The 23,112-nt window shown below is 62.9% G+C and carries 17 protein-coding genes; 7 read left to right on the forward strand and 10 right to left on the reverse strand.

The window, feature by feature from the left end; all coding sequences use genetic code 11:
* Window positions 1-9 precede the first annotated feature (9 nt).
* The 4 genes from PVW27_RS13800 to xdhA are packed head-to-tail and all read right to left on the reverse strand — an operon-like array spanning window position 10 to window position 6,248.
* Window positions 10-1,527 carry an ABC transporter ATP-binding protein gene (locus PVW27_RS13800; RefSeq protein WP_274558622.1) on the reverse strand — a complete coding sequence of 506 codons (1,518 nt, stop codon included), beginning with the start codon at window positions 1,525-1,527 and terminating at the stop codon, window positions 10-12.
* Entirely contained in the window at window positions 1,524-2,474 is a 951-nt protein-coding gene (gene xdhC, locus PVW27_RS13805) for a xanthine dehydrogenase accessory protein XdhC (RefSeq protein WP_274558624.1), read from the reverse strand. The genes PVW27_RS13800 and xdhC overlap by 4 nt, the downstream gene beginning before the upstream one ends.
* Window positions 2,464-4,830: a xanthine dehydrogenase molybdopterin binding subunit gene (xdhB, locus tag PVW27_RS13810; RefSeq protein WP_274558626.1), complete on the reverse strand. Its 2,367-nt coding sequence runs from the start codon at window positions 4,828-4,830 to the stop codon at window positions 2,464-2,466. Before xdhB ends, xdhC begins: the two co-directional genes overlap by 11 nt.
* Window positions 4,827-6,248, reverse strand: coding sequence for a xanthine dehydrogenase small subunit (gene xdhA, locus PVW27_RS13815; protein ID WP_274558628.1), 1,422 nt, complete (start codon window positions 6,246-6,248; stop codon window positions 4,827-4,829). Before xdhA ends, xdhB begins: the two co-directional genes overlap by 4 nt.
* 214 nt (window positions 6,249-6,462) lie before the next feature.
* Between xdhA and dnaE the strand changes: the two genes are divergently transcribed.
* Window positions 6,463-9,984, forward strand: coding sequence for a DNA polymerase III subunit alpha (gene dnaE / locus PVW27_RS13820; protein ID WP_274558630.1), 3,522 nt, complete (start codon window positions 6,463-6,465; stop codon window positions 9,982-9,984).
* 6 nt (window positions 9,985-9,990) lie between these two features.
* Here the strand turns inward: dnaE and PVW27_RS13825 are convergent, their stop codons facing one another.
* Window positions 9,991-10,185 carry a SlyX family protein gene (locus PVW27_RS13825; protein WP_274558632.1) on the reverse strand — a complete coding sequence of 65 codons (195 nt, stop codon included), beginning with the start codon at window positions 10,183-10,185 and terminating at the stop codon, window positions 9,991-9,993.
* 60 nt (window positions 10,186-10,245) lie between these two features.
* Between PVW27_RS13825 and PVW27_RS13830 the strand changes: the two genes are divergently transcribed.
* From PVW27_RS13830 to hisG, 4 genes are all read left to right on the forward strand, one after another.
* Window positions 10,246-11,049, forward strand: coding sequence for a crotonase/enoyl-CoA hydratase family protein (locus PVW27_RS13830; RefSeq protein WP_274558634.1), 804 nt, complete (start codon window positions 10,246-10,248; stop codon window positions 11,047-11,049).
* 166 nt (window positions 11,050-11,215) lie between these two features.
* Window positions 11,216-12,715: a histidine--tRNA ligase gene (gene hisS, locus PVW27_RS13835; RefSeq protein WP_274558635.1), complete on the forward strand. Its 1,500-nt coding sequence runs from the start codon at window positions 11,216-11,218 to the stop codon at window positions 12,713-12,715.
* Entirely contained in the window at window positions 12,715-13,824 is a 1,110-nt protein-coding gene (locus PVW27_RS13840; protein ID WP_274558637.1) for an ATP phosphoribosyltransferase regulatory subunit, read from the forward strand. The genes hisS and PVW27_RS13840 overlap by 1 nt, the downstream gene beginning before the upstream one ends.
* A complete protein-coding gene (gene hisG, locus PVW27_RS13845; protein WP_274558638.1) occupies window positions 13,821-14,516 on the forward strand; it encodes an ATP phosphoribosyltransferase in 696 nt (231 codons plus the stop codon). The genes PVW27_RS13840 and hisG overlap by 4 nt, the downstream gene beginning before the upstream one ends.
* A 6-nt stretch (window positions 14,517-14,522) precedes the next feature.
* Here hisG and PVW27_RS13850 read toward each other — a convergent pair whose 3' ends face one another.
* Together PVW27_RS13850 and PVW27_RS13855 are read right to left on the reverse strand one after the other, a co-directional pair.
* Window positions 14,523-15,788: a SulP family inorganic anion transporter gene (locus PVW27_RS13850; RefSeq protein WP_274558640.1), complete on the reverse strand. Its 1,266-nt coding sequence runs from the start codon at window positions 15,786-15,788 to the stop codon at window positions 14,523-14,525.
* Window positions 15,789-15,897: 109 nt separating this feature from the next.
* Complete coding sequence (locus PVW27_RS13855) at window positions 15,898-16,329, reverse strand: DUF1489 family protein (RefSeq protein WP_274558642.1); 432 nt, start codon at window positions 16,327-16,329, stop codon at window positions 15,898-15,900.
* Between the two features lie 193 nt (window positions 16,330-16,522).
* Between PVW27_RS13855 and PVW27_RS13860 the strand changes: the two genes are divergently transcribed.
* Entirely contained in the window at window positions 16,523-18,784 is a 2,262-nt protein-coding gene (locus PVW27_RS13860) for an adenosylcobalamin-dependent ribonucleoside-diphosphate reductase (RefSeq protein WP_274558643.1), read from the forward strand.
* A 419-nt stretch (window positions 18,785-19,203) separates the two neighbouring features.
* On the opposite strand, the gene PVW27_RS13865 is transcribed toward PVW27_RS13860, so the two are convergent.
* Window positions 19,204-19,641, reverse strand: a complete 438-nt coding sequence (locus tag PVW27_RS13865) for a hypothetical protein (protein WP_274558645.1) — start codon at window positions 19,639-19,641, stop codon at window positions 19,204-19,206.
* Window positions 19,642-19,714: 73 nt separating this feature from the next.
* On the reverse strand, window positions 19,715-20,128 hold the full coding sequence (locus PVW27_RS13870; RefSeq protein WP_274558646.1) for a hypothetical protein: 414 nt from the start codon (window positions 20,126-20,128) through the stop codon (window positions 19,715-19,717).
* Between the two features lie 425 nt (window positions 20,129-20,553).
* On the opposite strand from PVW27_RS13870, the gene PVW27_RS13875 reads away from it, so the two are divergent.
* Window positions 20,554-21,579 carry an IS1595 family transposase gene (locus tag PVW27_RS13875; RefSeq protein ID WP_274558648.1) on the forward strand — a complete coding sequence of 342 codons (1,026 nt, stop codon included), beginning with the start codon at window positions 20,554-20,556 and terminating at the stop codon, window positions 21,577-21,579.
* A 182-nt stretch (window positions 21,580-21,761) separates the two neighbouring features.
* Here the strand turns inward: PVW27_RS13875 and PVW27_RS13880 are convergent, their stop codons facing one another.
* Window positions 21,762-23,108, reverse strand: coding sequence for a dihydrolipoyl dehydrogenase family protein (locus tag PVW27_RS13880; RefSeq protein ID WP_274558649.1), 1,347 nt, complete (start codon window positions 23,106-23,108; stop codon window positions 21,762-21,764).
* Window positions 23,109-23,112: the final 4 nt, after the last annotated feature.

A 23,112-nucleotide genomic window follows, 5' to 3' on the forward strand; every position in this document is an offset into this window, starting at 1 on the left:
GTCAACGCCTCAGACATGCGCCACCTCCATGTCATGGGCTCCACCCATCATCAGTCCGATCTCTTCGATATTCAGTTCGGATGTGGGCCTGATGCGCGACAACCGCCCCTCGTTCAGTGCACCGAACCTGTCCGAAATCTCCATCAATTCGTCCAGATCCTGACTGATCACAACCACCGCCGTGCCCCCTGCCGCAAGATCCAGCAGCGCCTGTCGGATTGCGGCGGCGGCGGACGCATCGACACCCCAAGTCGGTTGGTTCACGACCAGCACTTCGGGGCGCTGCATCACTTCGCGGCCGATCACGAATTTCTGCAGGTTGCCACCCGACAAGGACCGCGCAGCATTGCCTGGCCCCGGTGTGCGCACATCGAAGCGCGCGATGATCGCCTCGGCGAAACCCTTCGCCTTAGTCCAGTCCAGAAAACCGCGCCGCTCCAGCCCCTCGCGCAGCGACCCTGTCAGCATGGCGTTTTCGGTCAGGCTCATATCAGGGGCCGCCGCATGGCCCAATCGCTCCTCGGGCGCGCAGAGCAAACCGATCCGCCGTCGCTCCATCGGCCCCAGCGCGCCAACGGGGGTGCCGTGCATCCGCACCATATCGGGGGCGGATCGCAATTCACCCGACAGCGCCCCCAGAAGTTCGTCCTGCCCATTACCCGCGACACCGCCCAGACCCAGCACTTCGCCCTGCCGGACGGCCAGACTGACCCCCGTCAGCGAACAGCCAAAAGCCGAGGGCGAGCGTACGGACAATTCGCTCAGCTCCAGTGCCACATCGCCAAGGGCCCGTCCGCTGCGTTCCGGTGTGTGCAGCACCGTGCCCACCATCATCTCGGCCAGTTGCCGCGCGGTCGTGTCGGCAGGGGTGCATGTCGCGACCTTCTTGCCCAGCCGCAGGATCGTGGCGGTATCGCACAGAGCGCGGATCTCCTCCAGCTTGTGACTGATATAGAGGATCGCCACCCCTTCGGCCGTCAGCTTGCGCAGGGTCTGGAACAGGATCTCGACCTCCTGCGGGGTCAGCACCGATGTCGGTTCGTCCATGATCAGCAGGCGCGGGTCCTGCAACAGGCAGCGGATGATCTCGACCCGCTGGCGTTCACCGGCTGACAGATCCCCCACGGTGCGGAACGGGTCCAGCGGCAGGCCATAGGTTTCCGACACCTCGCGGATACGTCCGGCCAGATCGGCCAGACGCGGCGGGTCCTCCATTCCAAGCGCCACGTTTTCCGCCACGTTCAGCGCGTCGAACAGCGAGAAATGCTGAAACACCATGGCGACACCGGCAGCGCGCGCCGCGCGCGGTTCTGCTGGCGCATAGGGAGTGCCCTGAAAGGTCATGCTGCCGTGGTCGGGTTTGACCAGACCGTAGATCATCTTGACCAGCGTCGACTTGCCAGCGCCATTCTCGCCCAAGAGGGCGTGAACCTCGCCTTGCCTCACGTCGAAGGACACGTCGGAATTCGCCACCACACCGGGGTAGGCCTTTGTCAGACCGTGAATACTCAGAACCGGTGCCGTCATGCGCTGCGTTCCTTCTGTGCGGATCTGACCATGATATCGCTCAATAAGCCGGAGGCGACGCCGATGGCAATTGCCTGTGGGTGCTTGCCCAGTGCCGGTAGCCCGATGGGACAGCAGATGCGCGCGATTTGGGCGGGCGCATGGTCCAAAGCTGCCAAGCGTGACTTGAACCGCGCCCACTTCGTCGCTGATCCGATCAACCCGACGCTGGCAAAGCCATGGCCCAGCAACCCGTGGCACAGGGCAAGGTCCAGCGCATGGGAATAGGTCAGGATCAGGTGATGCGCGTCATGCGGCGCATGGCGCACCACACGTGCGGGATCTGTGGCGGGAAGTACCGTCACGCTGTCGGGCACATGCGCGGGGAACCGGGCCGGGCCTGTGTCGATCCATGTGATCGCCAGATCGGGCAGGGGTGCCATGACATCGACCAGCGCGCGCCCCACATGGCCCGCCCCCCAGATCCACAGAGGGATGGACGCCCGCGTCACGGGTTCCACCATCCAGCCTTCGACCAGTTGCGGCGCGGGGCACCGCCCCTGTCCACGCGCCTGTGTCCGAATCCGTTGCACTGCCAATGGCATCCGGGCCTCGGCCAGCACGGGGCGGGCGATCACCTCCAAACCTTCAAGATCTGCGACGGATGCGGCGTCGTGCACTTCGGCCAGAAGCTGCACCGAACCCCCACAGCATTGTCCCAGATCGGGTCCAAGCGCATGGCGCGACAGCCGCATGGCCGGACCGCCCGCCACCATCGCTCGCGCCGCCTGGGCGGCCTGATACTCCAGCGCGCCCCCTCCGATCGTGCCGGACTGGCCGTTTGGCCAGACCAACATGGCTGCACCAACCTCGCGCGGGGATGATCCGCGCACGTCGGCGATTACCACCCGCACGACACGGCCATGTTGCGCGACGGCTGCGCGCAGGGTGTCCAGATCAAAGCCCATCGCGCACGCTCTGCACTGCGGCCAGGATACGCTCGGGCGTGGCCGGAGCGTCCAGCGCGGGATAGCCCGGCCCGCAGGCCGCCACCGCGTCCGAGATCGCCATCAACGCCGAAATACCTAGCATAAGGGGGGGCTCGCCCACCGCCTTGGACCGATAGATCGTGTCCTCGCGGTTCGCGCCGTCCCAGAGCGCCACGTTGAAAATGGCCGGCCGATCCGACACAGCCGGGATCTTGTAGGTCGAGGGCGCATGGGTGCGCAGCCGACCTTTGTCATCCCAGACCAGTTCCTCCATCGTCAGCCAGCCTGCACCCTGCACATAGCCGCCCTCGATCTGGCCGATATCCAGAGCGGGGTTCAGGCTGTTACCCGCGTCGTGCAAAAGGTCCGCGCGCAGGATGCGGTTCTCGCCGGTCAGGGTGTCGATCACCACCTCGGTCAGCGCCGCACCATAGGCGAAGTAGAAGAATGGTCGCCCATGGCCCTTGATGCGGTCCCATTGCACCTTGGGCGTGGCATAGAACCCGGTCGATGACAGGCTGACCCGCGCGGCATAGGCCATCTGTGCGGCTTCGGCAAAGCTGTAGCTGGCCTCGGCCACGATGACCCGCCCGCCTTCGAACCGGACCGCTCCAGCATCCACCTGATGCAACCCCGCCAGATGCGCGGCCATCCGGTCGCGGATCGTGTCACAGGCGGCCTTCACCGCCATGCCGTTCAGGTCCGACCCGGATGATGCCGCGGTGGCCGAGGTGTTGGGCACCTTGCCCGTATCGGTCGCGGTGATTTTCACCGCCCCCACATCCAGTCCGAACCGCGCCGCGGCCACCTGCGCCACCTTCTGGAACAGGCCCTGTCCCATTTCGGTGCCGCCATGGTTCAGATGTACCGATCCGTCCTGATAAACATGTACCAATGCCCCCGCCTGATTGAGATGCGTCAGCGTGAAGGAGATCCCGAATTTCACCGGAGTCAGCGCCAGCCCGCGTTTGAGCACCGGGTTCGCGGCATTCCAGTCCGCCACGGCCTGCCGCCGCTGGTCATATTCTGCCGTTTCGGCCAGACGGCCGGTCAGGGCGTGCAGGATGAAATCATCGACCTCCATCCCGTAGGGCGTGGTCTGTTTCCTCTTGCCGGAAATATCCTCGGGGGGGTGTTCAGCGAAGGTGAACCGGGGGGCAGACAGCCCCCCTGCGCCGCCCGCCGCAGGCGTGGCCTCGGCATAGTAATTCACCCGCCGCACCGCCAGAGGGTCGCGACCCAGATGATGGGCGATGTGATCCATCACCCGTTCGATCCCGACCATGCCCTGAGGGCCGCCAAAGCCGCGAAAGGCCGTGGCGCTTTGGGTGTTGGTCTTCAGCCGGTGACTTTCGATCCGCGCATTTTCAAGCAGATAGGCATTGTCCGCATGCAGCATGGCACGATCCGCCACCGGCAAGGACAGGTCCTGCGCCCAGCCGCAACGGGCATAGTGCACAAACTCCACGCCAGTGATGCGGCCAGTGTCATCGAACCCTGCCACATAGTCGATGCGGAAATCATGCCGCTTGCCGGTGATGACCATGTCATCGTCGCGGTCATAGCGCATCTTGCAGGGCCGTCCGGTCAGCGACGCGGCTACGGCACAGGCGACAGCCAGCGCGTTGCCCTGACTTTCCTTGCCACCGAAGCCGCCGCCCATGCGGCGCACTTCGACCCGGACGGCATGCATCGGCACGCCCAAGGCCTCGGCCACCTTGTGCTGGATCTCGGTCGGGTGCTGGGTGGAGCTGTGCACGACCATATCCCCGCCCTCCTGCGGCATGGCCAATGCGGCTTGTCCTTCCAGATAGAAATGTTCCTGACCGCCGATTTCGAAACGCCCTTCGACGCGATGGGGTGCTGCGGCGATCGCGGACGCGGCATCGCCCTTGGTATAGATGCGCGGTCCATCCTCGAAGCGGCTGTTCGCGGCCATGGCCTTATCAATGGTGAGGATCGGATCTTCCTCGGCATAGTCGATCCGGCCCAGTCGTGCCGCCTGCCGCGCGGCCAGATGGCTGTCGGCCACCACCGCAAAGACAGGCTGACCCAGATAATGCACCTGACCTGTGGCCAGAAGCGGCTCGTCATGGGCCGAGGGCGAGACGTCATTGGCGAAAGGCAGGTCTTCCGCCGTCAGCACCATGACCACGCCGGGGGCGGCGCGCACATCTGCAAGATTCATCCCCGTGATCCGGCCCCGCGCAATGCTGGACAAACCGAAGGCCAGATGCAGCGTATCGGCGGGAACGGGGATATCGTCCACATAGCGAGCCTGCCCCGTCACATGCAGGCGGGCCGCGTCATGAGGCAGCGGTTTGGCGACACTCATGGCTGCACCTCCATGATCGATGTCGATTGACCCGTGTCCTCAAGAAAATAGCGGCGCAGCATGTTTGCCGCTGTTTGCAGCCGGTAGGCGGCCGAGGCGCGCATGTCCGACAGCGGAGTGTAATCCTGCGAGAAAGCCTGCATCGCTTTCGCGACAGTGGCATCGGTCCATGGGTGACCGAGAAGTGCCGCCTCGACATGCGCGGCCCGCTTGGGCGTTCCGGCCATCCCGCCGTAGGCGATACGGGCAGCGGTCACGCGGCCATCCGCCAGGGTGATGTTGAAGCAGCCGCAGAGGGCCGAGATATCCTGATCGAAGCGCTTGCTGAGTTTGTAGCAACGCAGGCGGTCGGGTTGGCGTGGAAGGGTGATGCTTTCGACGAATTCGCCGCGGCGTCGGTCTTGCTTGCCGTAATCGAGGAAGAAGTCCTCAAGGGGCATGGACCGCCTGTCCTTACCCTGTCGCAGATGGAGAGTCGCCCCCAACGCGATGAGCGCGGGTGGGCCATCCCCGATGGGCGAGCCATTGGCGATATTGCCGCCGATGGTCGCCGCCGCGCGAACCTGCGCCGAGCCATAGCGCCGCAGCATCGCGGCAAAGGAAGGGTGCATTTCCTCCATCAGCGGGATCAGCCGCGCAATGGTGACTCCTGCACCGATGGTCAACCCGTCCGCCTCTTGCGCGATCTGCTTGAGGTCGTCGCATCGATTGAGAAAGATCATCTGCCCCAGCTCGCGCATCTGCTTGGTCACCCACAGCCCCACATCGGTGGCACCTGCCACAAGCGTGGCGTCGGGGTTGTCGGCATAGGCGGTGGCCAGTTCGTCCAATGTTCTTGGCTGCAGGGCTGCGGGGGGATTGCCGCCCCCCACGTCGAACCCTTGGTTTGAGGATCCCGCTGCAGATACCTCTGCCAGAAAGAAGCGCCGATCCGCATTCATCCATTCGGGAACGGGCGCGCTTTCGGCCGCCTTGGCTGCGCGGATGATGGGGGCATAGCCGGTGCAGCGGCACAGATTGCCCGCAAGCGCGGTGTCGTGATCCGTCGCGCCATTCAGATGCGCCACGGCCATGGACGCCACGAATCCAGGTGTGCAGAACCCGCACTGGCTGCCGTGATGGTCCACCATCGCCTGCTGCACAGGATGCAGGGCGTTGTCAGGGCCGGTGATTCCCTCAACCGTGCGCAGGGCGCGGCCGTCAAGTTGCGGCAAAAACAGGATGCAGGCGTTGAGCGCCTGTGTCGTGCCATCCGGGTCGGTGACCATCACCGTGCAGGCCCCGCAGTCGCCCTCGTTGCATCCTTCCTTGGTCGCGGTCAGGCCACGCGTATCGCGCAGCCAATCCAGAGTGGTGGCCGTGGGTGCGACATCGGTCAGCACCACGTGTTCCCCGTTCAGACGAAAGGAGATATCCATGTTGAAAAAGCCTGCCGCCTTACCCGTTGTTTGCCCGTGGATGCGCTGTCTCGATGCGGCGTAGAGCAGCGCGGGCCCCTGTTGGTTCCCTCCAGAAAAGCGTGGATTCGGTCACTTGGCAAGCGAAAGCTTCGGCGCGGGGCATGACCCAAGGGCAAGAGGCGCGGATTTTCTGCGCTTCCAGAGGGGCAGGGCTTGGGGTAGCTTTGGCCTCATGAGCAGTTCCCCCCGATTCATCCATCTCCGCGTTCACACCGAATATTCCCTGCTGGAAGGCGCGGTGCGGCTGAAGAAACTGCCGGGCCTTTGCGCGGCGGCGGGGATGCCTGCCGTCGCTGTGACAGACACCAACAACATGTTCGCCGCACTGGAATTTTCGGTCGGCGCAAACGGTGCGGGCGTGCAGCCCATCATGGGATGTCAGGTGTCGCTTGCCTATCTGCCTACCCAACCGGGAGAGCGGCCGCGTGATCCGGCCGGGGTCGTGCTTCTGGCGCAGAACGAGACCGGGTATGAAAACCTGATGCGGCTGAACAGTTGCCTCTATCTGGACAAGGCGGGACAGTTGCCGCAGGTCACGATGGAGGAGTTGTCCGAATTCAGCGCTGGTCTGATCTGCCTGTCCGGTGGCCCTGATGGCCCGGTGGGGCGGCTGTTGCGCGCGGGTCAGCGCCCGGCGGCCGAGGATCTGATGCGCCGTCTGGCCGCGATCTATCCTGATCGGCTTTATGTGGAACTGCAGCGCCACCCCGAAGGTGGCGGCTTGCCAGAGGCAGAGCGCCTGTCCGAGCGCGGTTTTGTCGAGATGGCCTATGCGATGGACCTGCCGCTGGTGGCAACCAATGATGTGTATTTCCCCAAATCCGACATGTACGAGGCGCATGATGCGCTGATCTGCATTGCCGAGGGGGCCTATGTCGATCAGCAGGGTCCCCGCCGTCGCCTGACGGCGCAGCACTATTTCAAATCGCCGCAGGAAATGGCGACGCTTTTCGCCGATTTGCCTGAGGCGATTGAAAATACGGTTGAAATTGCCCGGCGATGCGCATTTCGCGCCTATAAGCGCGATCCGATCCTGCCCAAATTCGCCGATGACGAGGTGCAGGAATTGCGCCGTCAGGCAAAAGAAGGTCTGGCCGCGCGTCTTGCCGTGATCCCCCATGCCGCCACGGTCGAGGACTATGAAAAACGCCTCGATTTCGAACTGGGCATCATCGAGGGCATGGGCTTTCCCGGTTATTTCCTGATCGTGGCCGATTTTATCAAATGGGCCAAGGATCACGACATTCCCGTGGGACCGGGGCGCGGGTCGGGGGCGGGCTCTCTGGTGGCTTATGCCCTGACGATCACCGATCTTGACCCCTTGCGCTACTCCCTGCTGTTCGAGCGGTTCCTGAATCCCGAACGTGTCTCGATGCCCGACTTCGACATCGACTTCTGCATGGATCGCCGCGAGGAGGTGATCCGCTATGTGCAGGACCGCTATGGCCGCGACAAGGTGGGGCAGATCATCACCTTCGGTGCGCTGCTGTCCAAGGCGGCGGTGCGCGATATCGGTCGGGTGTTGCAGATGCCCTATGGGCAGGTGGACCGGCTGTCCAAGCTGATCCCGGTCGAGGGCGTCAAGCCTGTCAGCATCGAGCAGGCGCTGGCGCAGGAAGAACGTCTGCGCGAGGCGGCGCGATCGGAAGAAGTCGTGAAGCGCCTTCTCGACTACGGCCAGCAGGTCGAAGGCCTGCTGCGCAACGCGTCAACCCACGCTGCCGGTGTGGTGATTGGCGACCGTCCGCTGGACCGCCTTGTGCCGCTCTATCAGGACCCGCGTTCGGATATGCCGGCGACCCAATTCAACATGAAATGGGTGGAACAGGCGGGTCTGGTGAAGTTCGACTTTCTGGGACTCAAGACCCTGACGGTGATCCAGAATGCGGTCGATCTGATCAAGGGGCAGGGGCGGCATCTGCATATCCGCGCCGACGGGGTGCAGCTTTACGATCCGCCAGAAGGGGCCGTGGATGATATCGGGGCCATCCCTCTGGATGATGAAGCGACCTATAAACTCTATGCCAGCGCCAAGACCGTAGCCGTGTTTCAGGTGGAATCCAGCGGCATGATGGACGCGCTGCGCCGCATGAAGCCCACCTGCATCGAGGATATCGTGGCGCTGGTCGCCCTTTATCGTCCGGGCCCGATGGAGAACATTCCCACCTATTGCGAGGTCAAGAACGGGCTGAAAGAGCGCGCGTCGATCCATCCGTTGATCGACCATATCCTTGAGGAAACCCAGGGCATCATCGTCTATCAGGAACAGGTGATGCAGATCGCGCAGGAGATGGCAGGCTACAGCCTTGGTGGCGCCGACCTGTTGCGCCGCGCCATGGGCAAGAAGATCGCCGAGGAGATGGCCAAGGAACGCCCCAAGTTCGAAAAGGGCGCCATGGCCAATGGGGTGGACAAGAAGAAAGCCTCCGAGGTCTTCGACCTTCTGGAGAAATTCGCCAATTACGGCTTCAACAAATCGCACGCCGCCGCCTATGCCGTGGTCAGCTATCAAACAGCATGGCTAAAGGCGAACCATCCGGTTGAATTCATGGCCGGGGTGATGAACTGCGACAGCCATCTGACCGACAAGCTGTCGACCTATGCCGAGGAAGTCCGGCGGGGCATGGGGATCGAGATCGTACCCCCTTGTGTCAACCGTTCAGATGCCGGGTTCACGGTGCGCGAGGGCAAACTGGTCTATGCGCTGGGCGCGCTGAAGAACGTGGGCATGGATGCGATGCGGATGATCACCGCCGCGCGTCGCGACGAGGCGGGGCGCGAGAAGCCCTTTGTCACGCTGTTTGATTTCGCCCGACGGGTGGATCTGAAACGGGTGGGCAAGCGACCGCTGGAGATGCTGGCCCGCGCAGGTGCCTTTGACATGCTGGACACCAACCGCCGCCGCGTCTTCGAGGCGCTGGATGCGCTGGTCGGCTATTCTGCTGCGATCCACGAGCAGAAAGCCTCCAATCAGGTTTCGCTTTTCGGCGATGCGGGTGAGGACCTGCCCGAGCCCCGCCTAATGCCGGTGTCCGACTGGCAAGCGCTGGAGCGGCTGGACGAAGAGCACAAGGCGATCGGGTTCTACCTGTCCGGCCATCCGCTGGACGATTACCTGCCCGCCCTGAAGCGGCGCAACGTGATGACCCTGGCCGAATTGCAGGCCCGGGCGGAACAGGCGGGTGGGGCCATCGGCAAGGTGGGCGTGCTGGTCTCGGCCCTGCAGGAGCGCAAATCAGGGCGCGGCACGCGGTTCTTCCGCATGAACATCTCGGACCCCACGTCGCAGGTTTCGGGAATCGCGATGTTCTGTGATGATTTCGACGCCGCGCGGCGCGTCTTTGATCAGACCCATCAGGTGGTGATGACTCTGGAGGCGCGTTTCAACGAAGGGCAGTTTGACCCCGTCGGTCGGTCTGTGGTCGCGATGGACGGTGTGGTGGCGGAAGCGGGGGCCACGGGCCTGAGGATCTTCATCGAGGATGCCAGCGCGATCGCTACCGTCGCCTCGGTTCTGGCGCAGGCCGGTGAGGCGCAACGCAACCTGCCACGCGGTCCTGTGATGCTCTGCCTCATGGACCCCGGCCTGCCCGGCGAGACCGAGATTGACACCGGGCAGGAATTCCCGATGAACCCGCAGATCAAAGGGGCGATCCGCTCCTTGCCCGGTGTGATGGAAGTGCAGGAAGTCTGAACTGCATTACCAATGCGGCGGGCGCTGGTCTGTCAGTACAACGCTGTCGCCCGCGGTGCTTTCGCGCTCGGCCTCGCGCTGCATCAACATCTCGACTCGCCGGGTCAGGCGGTCAATCTCGGTCTGCTGGGCTGCCACCACATCCGAGAGGTCATCCACCGTGCGGATCAGATGGGCCAGTTTCTCTTCCAGATGTTGCATGACGCCTCCTTTTGCGGTGGTGTTGATAGCATGCAGGCAGATCACAGGGAAGGACAGGGCATGACAGTCAGGATCGACAGGCAGGACCGGGTGGCGGTGGTCACGATCGACCGGCCACAGGCGCGCAATGCGGTAAACCCTGAGACGGCGCAGGCTTTGTTCGACGCGTTTCTTGTCCTTGAAGAGGATGCAGGTATCGACGTGATGATCCTGACCGGGGCGGACGGGGCCTTTTGCGCAGGATTCGATCTGAAAACCGCCGCCGATGGGTCTGCGGCCAGCTGGATCGAGGCGGTCAATATCCCCGATGACTGGACTGACCCGGTGGCCCAACCCATTCCCGGACCGATGGGGCCATCGCGTCTGATGCTGTCCAAACCCATCATTGCCGCCATTGAAGGCCCGGCGGTCGCGGGTGGAATGGAGTTGGCCGCATGGTGCGACATGCGCGTGATGGCGCTGGGCGCCGTGATGGGAATCTATTGCCGCCGCTGGGGCGTGCCCCTGATCGACGGGGGCACCTTCCGGTTGCCGCGTGTCGTGGGGCAGGGCCGCGCCAATGACCTGATCCTGACGGGCCGACCCGTGGATGCCGAGGAGGCTTATCAGATCGGCCTTGCCGACCGCGTCGTGCCGCGGGGGCAGGCGCTGGCCGCAGCGTTGGAACTTGCCGAAAGCCTGACCCGTTTTCCGCAGGGCTGTATGCGCGCCGATTTCCTGTCTGCGCGGATACAGCCCAGCGAACTGGCGGATGCCTTGCGCCGCGAATGGGCCTCATCGGCGATGTTCGCCGCAGAGGGCCGGGCGGGTGCCACGCGCTTCTCTCATGGCCATGGACGCGCCGGCCGTTTCGACGATCTCTGACCCTTCCCTTTCATTGTTCCCCACACTCGCATTGCGCCGCCCGCGCCCGTCGCGCGGCCTGATCGGGCGCGCCCCGCTTGCCCCCTTGCCCCGCATCCGCTAGAGGCAAGCCGGACAAGAGACCACCCGCCGACGACCGCCCCGATCAAGACTGAGGGAGCCAGCCATGGCCAAGGACAAGAAGACCCCGCGCCCGCGTGCCGAAACCCCGAAAGGGTTCCGCGACTATTTCGGTGCAGATGTCACGATGCGCAGCGCGATGCTGGCGACCATCGCCGGGGTCTATCATCGCTACGGCTTTGACGCGCTTGAGTCCTCGGCCGTCGAAACTGTCGAGGCGCTGGGCAAGTTCCTGCCCGATGTGGACCGCCCGAATGCGGGTGTTTTCGCATGGCAGGAAGCGCCCGAGCATGAGGGCGAGAATGCGAAACCCGGCGATTGGCTGGCGCTGCGCTATGACCTGACAGCACCCTTGGCCCGCGTCTATGCCCAGCACCGCAACGATCTGCCGCTGCCTTATCGCCGCTATGCGATGGGGCCTGTCTGGCGCAATGAAAAGCCGGGGCCGGGTCGGTTCCGCCAGTTCTATCAATGTGATGCAGATACGGTGGGCGCGGCAAGCGTGGCGGCGGATGCCGAGATTTGCGCCATGCTGGCCGACACGCTGGAGGAGGTGGGCATCCCCCGCGGCGATTACATAGTGCGGATCAACAACCGCAAGGTTCTGAACGGTATTCTGGAGGTCATGGGTCTGCCCGAGGGTGACGCGCGCGAGGCCGTGCTGCGCACCATCGACAAGTTTGACAAGGTGGGCGAGGCGGGTGTGCGCGAGTTGCTCACCAAAGGCCGGCTGGATGCCTCGGGCGCGTTTATCGACGGGGTGGGGCTGGAGGCCGCGCAGGCGGATCCTGTCATTGCCTTCCTGACGTCAAAGGCTGACACGGTGTCCGAAACCCTGTCCAACCTGCGTGCCGCCGTGGGCGGCTCTGCCATCGGTGTGGAAGGTGTTTCCGAACTGGAACAGATGGCGGATCTGGTCGCGGCGCAAGGCTATGGCCCCGACCGCATCGTGATCGACCCATCTGTTGTGCGTGGCTTGGGCTATTACACCGGACCCGTGTTCGAGGCCGAACTAACATTCGAGATTTTCGACGAAAAGGGCCGCAAGCGGCAATTCGGCTCGGTCGCCGGGGGCGGGCGCTACGACGATCTGGTCAAGCGCTTCACCGGGCAGGAAGTGCCGGCCACGGGTGTCTCGATTGGTGTGGACCGTCTGCTGGCCGCCCTGCGCGAAAAGGGCCGGATGCAGGCCAGCGAACAGGGGCCTGTGGTCGTGACCGTGATGGACCGCGACCGGATGGCGGATTATCAGGCTATGGCTGGCGAATTGCGCCGCGCGGGTATCAGGGCCGAGGTTTATCTGGGCAACCCCAAGCAGTTCGGCAACCAGTTGAAATATGCGGACAAACGCGCATCCCCCGTGGCCATCATCGAGGGTGGCGATGAAAAGGCGCGGGGTGTGGTGCAGATCAAGGATCTGATCCTTGGTGCCCAGATCGCCGCCAATGCGACGCTGGAGGAATGGCAAAGTCGCCCCAGCCAATACGAGGTGCCGCGTGACCAGATGGTCTCGAAGGTTCTTGAGATTCTGCAAGGGCAGGGGTGATGCCACAAAGCCCAGCCGACCGCACCGCAGCGCGCACCGCCATACGGGACGAAGCCACACGTTTGCGCGCGCTGTTTGAAGCCGCGGGCGCGCAGGTCGTGGACCCGCCCGTGCTGCAACCCGCCGACACGCTGCTGGACCTTTACGGCGAGGATATTCGCGCCCGCGCCTATGTCACATCCGACGCCGTGCGCGGCGAACAGATGTTGCGCCCCGATTTCACCGTGCCCGTGGTGCAGATGCACATGGCGCACGGGGCGGAACCCGCGCGCTATACCTATGCCGGAGAGGTGTTCCGGCGGCAGGAGGATTTCCCTGATCGCGCCAACGAGTATTTCCAGACAGGATATGAGGTCTTCGACCGCACCGACCCGGCGGCGGCGGATGCCGAAGTTTTTGCCCTGATCCGTGAAGCCCTTGGCGATCTGCCGCTGCGCGCCGCCATGGGCGATATCGGTATTCTGACGGCGGCTGTGGACGGGTTGGAGACGACGCCCGCGCGCAAGGCTGCGCTGCGCCGCCACATCTGGCGGCCGCGCCGTTTCCGCGCGCTTCTGGATCGTTATGCGGGCCGCACCCCCGTCCCCGAGACGAGGGCCGCGCTGCTGGCATCGGCTGATCCTTTGGCCGATTGCGCGCCCTTGATCGGTCTGAGGGACCGGGCCGAAATCGCGGCGCGGATCGAGCGGTTGCGTGACGATGCCGCCGCCCCGCCGATCAGCGAAAATGCCGTGGCGTTGCTGGATGCGATCCTGAGCGTGCGCGAAACACTGCCCTTCGCGCTGGACCACCTGCGGGACATCTCGGTCGATCTGCAGGCTATCGCCCCCGCGGTGGAGCGGCTGGCTGCCCGTGTAGAGGCTTTGTCCGCGCGTGGCATCGACATCGACACGCTGGAATTCGAAGCCAGCTATGGCCGCACGTCTATGGAATATTACGACGGCTTTGTCTTTGGCTTCTACGCAGAAGGGCGCAGCGACCTGCCGCCCGTGGCCACCGGCGGGCGTTATGACGCGCTGACGCGCGTGCTGGGGCAGGGGGCAGAGATCCCTGCCGTGGGCGGCGTGATCCGTCCCGGTCTGCTGCTGGATTTGAGGGCCGCACCATGACGATCAAGCTGGGGGTGCCGTCCAAGGGGCGGCTGATGGAAAAAACCTTCGAATGGTTCGCCGCCCGCGGGATCACCCTGTCGCGCAGTGCATCCGAGCGCGAATATGCCGGCGCTGTGGACGGGATCGACAATGTCGAACTGGTGCTACTGTCCGCCGGTGAAATCCCGCGCGAACTGGCGGCAGGACGCATCCATCTGGGCGTCACTGGCACCGATCTGGTGCGTGAAAAGCTAGGCCAATGGGATCAGCAGGTGCAGGAACTGGCCGAACTGGGTTTTGGTCATGCCGATCTGATCATCGCCGTCCCTGCGGCTTGGGTTGATGTGGACACATTGGACGATCTGGACGCCGCCGCCGCCGCTTTCCGCGCGCGCCACGGGTTCCGGATGCGGATCGCCACGAAATACCACCGTCTGGTGCGCGATTTCCTGCGTCATGCGGGGGTCGCGGATTATGCGCTCGTAGACAGCCAGGGCGCGACCGAGGGCACCGTCAAATTCGAAACCGCCGAAGCTGTGGCCGACATCACCTCGACGGGCGAGACGCTGCGGGCCAATCACCTCAAGCTTTTGCAGGACGGCATGATCCTGCGCTCGCAGGCGACGCTTTTCCGTAGCCGCGCCGCCGACATGACCGAGGCAGACCGTGCCACGCTTCAACAGCTATGCCAGATGATCGGGGTGGACTGAGCGGCTTCAGTCCTGACGCGGATCGAAGGAATCGGGCTTCACCCGCCCCTCGCGCAGCTTGAGGGCCAGACCCAGCGCGACACCCACGCCGATGGCGACGGTCAGATCAACCAGCACGGTCAAGGCCATCGTCAGCAGCAAGAGCAACCTGTCGGATGGGCGCTCGCGCATCCACGCGCCCCATTTATGCGGCTCGGCCATGTTCCAAGCGGTCAGGATCAGCAGCCCCGCCATGGCGGGCATAGCCAGCATGCCTGTCGGTCCCGCCGCCAGCATCATCATGGCCAGAATGGCGACGGCATGGATCATGCCTGCCACCGGTGTCTGCCCACCCGCGCGCACATTGGTGGCCGTGCGGGCGATGGCTCCTGTTGCCGGCAAGCCCCCGAAAGCCGCCGAGGCGAGGTTGGCCGCGCCCTGGGCTACGACTTCGGCATTGGGCTTGTGCCGCGCCCCTGTCATGCGGTCGGCCACCACGGCCGAGAGCAGCGATTCGATGCCCGCCAGAAATGCGATCACCAGCGCCGAGGGCAGCACCTCGATCATCCGGGCCACTGTGATCTCGGGCAGGCTGGGCATGGGCAGCGTGTTGGGCAAAGCTCCGAAACGTGCCTCGATCGTCTCGACCGGCAGCGACAGCAGCACAGCCGCCCCCGAGGTCAGCGCCAGCGCCACGATGAGGCCAGGAAGGCGGGGCGCCGCACGGCGAAAGACGATGATCAGGACCATCGTCGCAACCCCGACGCCAAAGGCTGCCATGCTGAAGGTCTCGCGGGCCGCCCATAGTGCGGGGATCTTGTGAAGCAGTTCCGCAGGCTCGTTCAGCAGCGACAGCCCCATCAGATCCTTGAGCTGGCTTGACGCGATCAGCACCGCGATTCCGATGGTAAAGCCATTCACCACGGCTTCGGGCACATGGGCGATCAGACTGCCTGCCCGCAGCCATCCTGCCACCAGAAGGATCACCCCCGCCATGGCCGTGGCCAGCAGCAGCCCGTCATAGCCATGTTGCGTGATCACGCCTGCCACGACCACGATGAACGCGCCCGTGGGCCCGCCGATCTGCACCGTGCTGCCACCAAGCGCCGAGATGATGAAGCCCGCGATAATCGCCGTGATGAGCCCCTGCGCCGGGGTTGCTCCCGAGGCGATGGCGATGGCCAGCGACAGCGGCAGGGCGACCATCGCAACGGTGATGCCTGCGAAAAGATCGGCGCGGAAGGTTGCGGAGGAGTAGGCGGAAAGACTGGTCAACAATTGGGGGCGAAGCATGGCACCTGTCCTGAAAAGGATGAGTGCAGCATGCGTCCGCAACCGGATGCATTCAAGCTGGATTTCAGAGGTTTATGCCGGGATGTTCAAGCCGGGCTGCGGCGCTGATCTAAAGCACACCCAGATCGGCCAATGCCGCGCTCAGGCTGCTGGGCAGCGCATCCTCATGGGCGCGACCCTTGGCCAGATCGGCAGGGGCATCCTTGGCCGCCAGATAGCGCCATCCCTGAAACGGTTTCTTCAGGGCCTGTGTCGTGCGGACCAGTTCAGGGTCCAGCACGATGGCGCAGCGGCGGATGCCGTCGCCGCCTGTCACCTCATCCAGCCGCAAGATGCGCTGGCGGCATTGCAGAACACCCTTGATGACCCAATAGATCGAGCCGCCGTCAAGGATTTCCGCCTCGCGCTTGGGCCACATGCGGGTGATGTGACGGGGCAGGCCATCCGGCCCCTTAGCCCGTGCAGAGGCCTGCCATTCGGCCAGATCCTCGACCCCTTCGGTGCCGACAGACAGCTTGATCAGATGTAACGGTTCCGGCATGTGTTTTCCCCAGTGGTTGTGGAGCATAGCGGGACTGACCCCGAGATCAAGGGGATCGGTTGGCCTCATTCCGTTCTCTCTGCCGTTGACCCGGACCCACCCCCGGCCTATTCTCGACGTCCTGTCACGGGACGCAACGCCTTCGGCGCGACCGCCCTGCAATACCCCATTCCGATGATCCGAGGACGCCGCCATGACCCGTTTTGCAGCCCCCATTTCCGAACAGATCTGGGACATGAAGTACCGGTTCAAGCAGGCGGATGGCACGCCCATCGACCGCTCGGTCGAGGATACCTGGCGCCGCATCGCGCGATCGCTGGCGCAGGTCGAACAGGACAGCGCCCTGTGGGAGGACGAGTTTTACGCGGCTTTGGAGGATTTCAAATACCTGCCCGCCGGCCGCATCACCGCAGGGGCGGGCACCGGGCGGCGGGTGACGCTGTTCAATTGCTTCGTGATGGGCACGATCCCCGACAGCATGGCAGGTATCTTCGACATGTTGAAGGAAGCGGCCCTCACCATGCAGCAAGGGGGCGGGATCGGCTATGATTTCTCGACCATCCGGCCGCGCGGGGCGGATGTTCTGGGCGTGGCGGCGGATGCGTCGGGCCCGTTGTCCTTTATGGATGTCTGGGATGCGATGTGCCGCACGATCATGTCTGCAGGCTCGCGCCGCGGGGCGATGATGGCCACCATGCGCTGCGATCATCCCGATATCGAGGCCTTCATCACCGCCAAATCGGATGCGGCGCGGTTGCGCATGTTCAACCTGTCGGTGCTGATCACCGATCCTTTCATGGAAGCGGTCAAGGCAGACGCGGCTTGGGATCTGCAATTCGACGGAAAGGTCTATCACACGGTCCAGGCGCGCGATCTGTGGAACAAGATCATGAAAAGCACCTATGATTTCGCAGAACCCGGCGTGATCTTCATCGACCGGATCAACGCGGCCAATAACCTGAACTACGTGGAGACCATTGCGGCCACCAACCCCTGCGGCGAGCAACCCTTGCCGCCCTATGGTGCCTGCCTGCTGGGCTCGATCAACATGGCGCGGCTGGTGGCGGATCCCTTTGGGAAAAAGGCCCGGTTGGACCCCAAGGCGTTGACCGATCTGGTCGCCGTGGCCGTGCGGATGATGGACAATGTGGTGGATGCCAGCCGGTTCCCGCTGGATGCCCAAGCGCAGGAGGCGCAGGCCAAGCGCCGCATCGGTCTGGGTGTCACGGGTCTTGCCGATGCCCTGTTGATGGTGGGGCTGCGCTATGGGTCCGAGGAGGCGGCGCGTCAGACCGAGGAATGGCTGCACGCGATCGCCCGCGCCGCCTATCTGGCTTCGGTGGACTTGGCCAAGGAAAAGGGTGCTTTCCCGCTGTTTGATGCCGACAGGTATCTGGCCTCCGGCAACATGCAGATGATGGACGATGACGTGCGCGAGGCGATCCGCACACACGGCATCCGCAACGCGCTTCTGACCTCGATCGCGCCCACGGGCACGATCAGCCTCTATGCGGGCAATGTGTCATCCGGGATCGAACCGGTCTTCGCCTATGCCTATAAGCGCAAGGTTCTGCAAAAGGATGGCAGCCGGACCGAGGAAGAGGTCGTCGATTACGCCGTGCAGATGTGGCGCGAGACGTTCGGTGATGCGCCCTTGCCGGACTACTTTGTCAACGCCCAGACCCTGGCCCCGCTGGATCACGTGCGCATGCAGGCGGCAGCACAGAAATGGGTGGACAGTTCGATCTCGAAAACAATCAACTGCCCCGAAGACATCAGCTTTGATGATTTCAAGGAGGTTTACTTGGCGGCCTATGAATCGGGCTGCAAGGGCTGCACCACCTACCGCCCCAATGATGTCACGGGGTCCGTCCTCAGCGTGTCCGAGACGACCGAAAAGACACCCGAAGCCGATCAGGGTGCGGATGTGATCTACATGTCGGAACCGCTGGACCGTCCGCAGGCTCTGGAGGGCAATACCTACAAGCTGAAATGGCCCGACAGCGAGCATGCGATTTACCTGACCGTGAACGACATCATCATCAATGGGCATCGTCGCCCCTTTGAGGTGTTCATAAACTCGAAAAATATGGAGCATTTCGCCTGGACCGTGGCGTTGACGCGGATGATTTCGGCGGTGTTCCGGCGTGGCGGGGATGTGTCCTTTGTGGTCGAAGAGTTGAAAGCCGTCTTCGATCCGCGCGGCGGGGCCTGGATGGGGGGGAAATACATCCCGTCGATCCTTGCGGCCATCGGCGGTGTGATCGAGCGTCACATGATCTCGATCGGTTTCATCGAGGGTGAGGGGATGGGACTGAAAACCGACCCGCAGGCCAATGTGGTGGGCTTTGACACCCCACGCGGCAAAGCATGCCCCTCCTGCGGGCAATACGAGATGCGGATGGTCGAAGGCTGCATGACCTGCGCGAGTTGCGGCCATTCCAAGTGCGGCTGACCGAGGAGGGCGAAGAGGTGAGTGTGATAACAAGCTAATTCTGGCCATTTTCGGCTGAAAACGGCCATTTTACACGCTAACGATGGCCATTTTGGTTAACGGGCAACTGATTGCGTTGCCGCTTGAGCATCTGGTTGATGCGCTTGATGCCCTGCCTGATCTTTTGCTGAGCCAAGCCAAGTTGTCACGGAAGTCGCAGTTGAAGATCTTGGGACTGTCGAGAATCTTCAGAAACATGGATCGTTTACTGAGACCTGACCGCAGATGTTAGCAACTTGATCAAACAAAAAGGCCGCAGGGAATCCTGCGGCCCAACTGTCATAGCGGGACTGATGTTACACCTTCCGATTTGAAGGAGGCTCCGGACTTCCAACGTATTCTATTGCGTTTGGCACGATTTGTCGGTTTCCGCTAAGCGATCAGGCTGCTTTTAATCCAGAGATCTGGCGGTCGGTCTCGATACGGGCTTTCAATAGGTCTCGCATTGCCATGATCTTCTTCACATCCCGCATAAGCAAGTCGGCCAGACTACCTTTGTCCGACAGAATCGGGATCTGTCTGATTTCACCGATATCACCGAGTTCAGGATCGAATATTCCGTCAAAGACGTTCCGGAAGCCAAGGGTCTCTTGAGTGATTACGTCGTCGAGAACCTCTTGAATACAATCGAAGTCCTCAGTAGCGGTTGCTGAAAGTGGACCCTCCTCGCCCAGGGAAACAAGCGCGCGTGACAGGCTAATCAGACTCGTCGCAGACAGTCCTGCGTCATTGCGTTGGACGGCATCATACAGATGGCCGAGCTCGAGCAACGTTTCAACCCAAATCTCGTTTGTCGGCAGATTAGTAAGGTATTTCATTTCGATATCCTCTTTTCTCGCTGTGAGAAAGAATTGGCCGACCCAACCACGCAGGCTGGATCGGCGAACCACCTCAGGCCACGTTTTGTGCTGTAAGGGTAACTGACCCGCTGTCTCGCTGGTTGTCCAACTCGTTGATAAGGGTCAGCAGATCGAAGAGACCATCCGTTAGCAAACAGATTTGCTCGACCTCGGGACTCGCGGGGTCGAGAAGAACCCAAGACGACAGGTCTGGTTCGAACTCTTCAACCACAGTGTCGAGGGACAAAAGCCGGTGCAACGCGACAAGCCTCCGCCGCATTGGACGATTGAGGTGTGATGCTGCGCGCAACTCGGACATAAGGCGCAAAACGCTTGCGGCACCGGCATCGCCGTTGACCAGCGTGGCGGCATTTTGAAGTGCGGCTCCATGCTCCTTGAAATGAGCGCGAACGGCGGCGAGTTGGGGGTCGGCGGACAGAGTCGTGGGAATGAATGGGCGCAGCATGATGATCCTCTTGGTTGCGCGTCTGCCGGTCGTGGCAGCTTCAAGCCTGTCCGCAATAATTCGTTGACTACCCTCTCATTGGTTCTTGTCCCGGCTCGAGAAGCAATTCTCCTGTCGCTGAAATGAATATTGGCCGTTGTTCTTGGAGACGAAGAAGAAAGTTTGAAATTTGAGTGGAATTCCGGAGATGCATGTCTTGTCCCGGTTCCAAAAAGCCGGGACAAGACATGAACGCAGGGATTCGTAGGCCATATGTGAGCGCTTCCCGCTTATCCACGAGAAAAAGCAACCCTTAGCGCAAGACTCTGACCTGACTTAACTTTTCCGCCATATCGCCTCATTTTGCGCGGTTTTTCAAGTTTCTTCTTCGCCGAACACGCGCCGGGCCAACATCGTTCGGTTGGCGGAACGAGCGGAGAGCCCTGATGATCACCGAACTGAAGTCGATCCCAGACATCTGGAAGCGGATGCCGAGCGAGATGCATGCGCGACGCTTTCTGGAGGGTATCATATGGTCGACAGGCAGACACTGTCCGCATTGTGGGTCGGTGGCCTCGTCGGCGCTGCGCGGCCAGACCTGCCGCCCGGGGCTCTACCAGTGCCGAGACTGCCGCCTCCAGTTCACGGTCACCACGCTCACCCCGATGCACGGCACCAAGCTCGACTTGCGTATCTGGATCTGCGCGATGTTCCTGGTGCTCACATCGAGCAAGGGCATCTCCTCGGTCGTGATGGCACGGCTGCTCGGCGTGAACCAGAAAACCGCGTGGAAGATGGGGCACGCCATCAGAGAAATGATGGACGATCGGAACGCCGAGCTATTGCCTCTGGAGGACATTGTCGAGGTTGACGAGGCGTATGTCGGGGGCGCCCCGAAATCCCTTTCAGGGGCCTACAATCCACGCGGCAAGGGCACAGGGAAGCCGATGATCTTCGTGGCGGCCTCTCGCGATGGACAGGCGCGCGTCAGGGTCGTTTGCGATGACAAAAGGGCGACGCTCGAGCCAGTTCTACTGGAATGGACCGACCCCGAGACAACGCACCTGATGACTGATGGAAGTAAAAGCTACCGAGGCCTGGGAAAGACGATGGCCGACCACCAGTATGTGATCCATAGCCAGAAAGAGTATGCCAACCCGGAGACCGGCGCCCACGTGAACACCGCGGAGGCAGTCATCTCCCAGGTGCAACGCGCTCTTGTTGGCGTTTACCACAACCTCGACCGCAAGCACCTCCAGCGATACCTCGACGAGATCGTCTGGCGGTGGAACCATCGCGAACCGGTCCGGGAAGTGGTGAAACAGTGGACCAACAAGAAGGGTATCGCGCGCGAGAAATCGACGACGATCTGGAAGCCGATCCCAGTGGTCGACCAGATGCGCGTCCTGCTTCAAGGCGCGGTCGGTAAGCAGATGCGGCGATCAAAGGAATACGGGCTATGCTGGCCTTGATAGCTACCCTATGCATTTATGATGCAGATAAGCGTTTCAGAGACTCGAAGCGCAATGTCAGCTTCGAGCCCAAGGTGACCAGGGCGCTCCCGATCGGTTTCGCATATGCAGCGAGACGTCCATCATCTTCAATGGCCCATCGCCGCCGATGAAAGCCCGCTCAGTGAAGGGCCGCTGCTTGTTCAGAACATCGACCCGATGTCAGATGCCCCTGTCGGGTAGGCAGCCGGCATGGATTTCACCTGCGCCGCCGTCAGGCCAAGCTTGATCGCCAGAGAGAAGACATTGATCAGCTCGGCGTATTCCGGGCCAAACATGTGTGCCCCGAGGATCTTGCCATCCTTGCCTGTGATGATCTTCGCTCCGGCATGTGTTTCACCGATGCGCTTCTGAGAGAACCAGCCCGATGCGTCGGTGAAGCTCACTTCCACGTCTCCCATCTCTCGCGCCTCTTCCTCAAGCAGGCCGACCCGGGCCAGCTCGGGAATGGTGAACACCACGCTCGGCACGCCTGTGTAATCTGGCTCAGTCTGCGTGTCCTTGAGCATGTTGGAGGCGGCGATCTTGCCCTCGAACACGGCCACGGGGGTCAGCGGCTTGCCGGGCGAGGCTGCGGCGTCACCGGCGGCGTAGATGCGCGGGTTCGACGGTGATTGCAGCCAGGACGTAACCTTCACGCCGCCGTTCTCGGCCTCAATCCGGGCGGCTGTGAGGTCGAGATGGTCGATGGCGGGCACCCGACCAGCGCCATGGACGACGAGATCAGCCTCAGTGGCGCGGAGCTCGCCCGCCTTGCGGTAGACCACGCGGTGCGCTCCACCCGCATCCTCGACCCGCTCCATTTCGGCCTCCGGCACGATCTTGATGCCCGCGGCACGGCTGCGTTCGAGCAGCTTTTCAACCAGGTCGGCGTCGAACATCTTCAGCTGGCGGGCGCCACGATCAAGGATCGTCACCTCTGCCCCGGCCCGCGCCGCGATATGCGCAAACTCGAAGGAGACGTAGCCGCCGCCCACGAAAACGATCCGGCGGGGCAGCTCGGCGAGGTTCAGGAAGTCGGTGCTGTGGATCAGCCGCTCAGCACCGGGGAACTCCAGAGGTCGCGGCTTGGCGCCAGTGGCGATCAGCGCGTGGCGGAAGGCGATTTCGCCATGGCCGTCGATCTCGATCCGGCCCTCGTCGGAGAAGCGGGCGCGGCCATGCAGCGTCCGCACCCCGGCGTCAGCCAGACCGTTCTCCATGTTCTCCGGCACGGGGTCGGTGAAGCTCTCCTTGTGTTTCATCAGCGCCGGCCAGTCGATCCTGGTCTCCCCTGCGACACCCTTGCCTTCGAGCCGTCGCGCGGCCTCCACCGCCTCGGCACCGGCGCGCAGCATCTTCTTCGGGTCGCATCCCCTGAGCGCGCAGGTGCCGCCGTAGGGCAGCTCGTCGACGATGGCGACGGACCAGCCGGCGCGGCCACATTTCTTCGCGGCGTTGATCCCGGCCATGCCGGCGCCAATGACGATCAGGTCAAGCGTTTCGGTCATTTTT

It is taken from the genome of Seohaeicola sp. 4SK31 (genome assembly GCF_028802875.1).
Classification (GTDB): Bacteria; Pseudomonadota; Alphaproteobacteria; order Rhodobacterales; family Rhodobacteraceae; genus Seohaeicola.

Coding starts and splice junctions, on each gene's coding strand:
- PVW27_RS13800 (WP_274558622.1), bottom strand. CDS start 1,527: ATGACGGCACCGGTTCTGAGTATTCACGGTCTGACAAAGGCCTACCCC.
- xdhC (WP_274558624.1), bottom strand. CDS start 2,474: ATGGGCTTTGATCTGGACACCCTGCGCGCAGCCGTCGCGCAACATGGC.
- xdhB (WP_274558626.1), bottom strand. CDS start 4,830: ATGAGTGTCGCCAAACCGCTGCCTCATGACGCGGCCCGCCTGCATGTG.
- xdhA (WP_274558628.1), bottom strand. CDS start 6,248: ATGGATATCTCCTTTCGTCTGAACGGGGAACACGTGGTGCTGACCGAT.
- dnaE (WP_274558630.1), top strand. CDS start 6,463: ATGAGCAGTTCCCCCCGATTCATCCATCTCCGCGTTCACACCGAATAT.
- PVW27_RS13825 (WP_274558632.1), bottom strand. CDS start 10,185: ATGCAACATCTGGAAGAGAAACTGGCCCATCTGATCCGCACGGTGGAT.
- PVW27_RS13830 (WP_274558634.1), top strand. CDS start 10,246: ATGACAGTCAGGATCGACAGGCAGGACCGGGTGGCGGTGGTCACGATC.
- hisS (WP_274558635.1), top strand. CDS start 11,216: ATGGCCAAGGACAAGAAGACCCCGCGCCCGCGTGCCGAAACCCCGAAA.
- PVW27_RS13840 (WP_274558637.1), top strand. CDS start 12,715: ATGCCACAAAGCCCAGCCGACCGCACCGCAGCGCGCACCGCCATACGG.
- hisG (WP_274558638.1), top strand. CDS start 13,821: ATGACGATCAAGCTGGGGGTGCCGTCCAAGGGGCGGCTGATGGAAAAA.
- PVW27_RS13850 (WP_274558640.1), bottom strand. CDS start 15,788: ATGCTTCGCCCCCAATTGTTGACCAGTCTTTCCGCCTACTCCTCCGCA.
- PVW27_RS13855 (WP_274558642.1), bottom strand. CDS start 16,329: ATGCCGGAACCGTTACATCTGATCAAGCTGTCTGTCGGCACCGAAGGG.
- PVW27_RS13860 (WP_274558643.1), top strand. CDS start 16,523: ATGACCCGTTTTGCAGCCCCCATTTCCGAACAGATCTGGGACATGAAG.
- PVW27_RS13865 (WP_274558645.1), bottom strand. CDS start 19,641: ATGAAATACCTTACTAATCTGCCGACAAACGAGATTTGGGTTGAAACG.
- PVW27_RS13870 (WP_274558646.1), bottom strand. CDS start 20,128: ATGCTGCGCCCATTCATTCCCACGACTCTGTCCGCCGACCCCCAACTC.
- PVW27_RS13875 (WP_274558648.1), top strand. CDS start 20,554: ATGATCACCGAACTGAAGTCGATCCCAGACATCTGGAAGCGGATGCCG.
- PVW27_RS13880 (WP_274558649.1), bottom strand. CDS start 23,108: ATGACCGAAACGCTTGACCTGATCGTCATTGGCGCCGGCATGGCCGGG.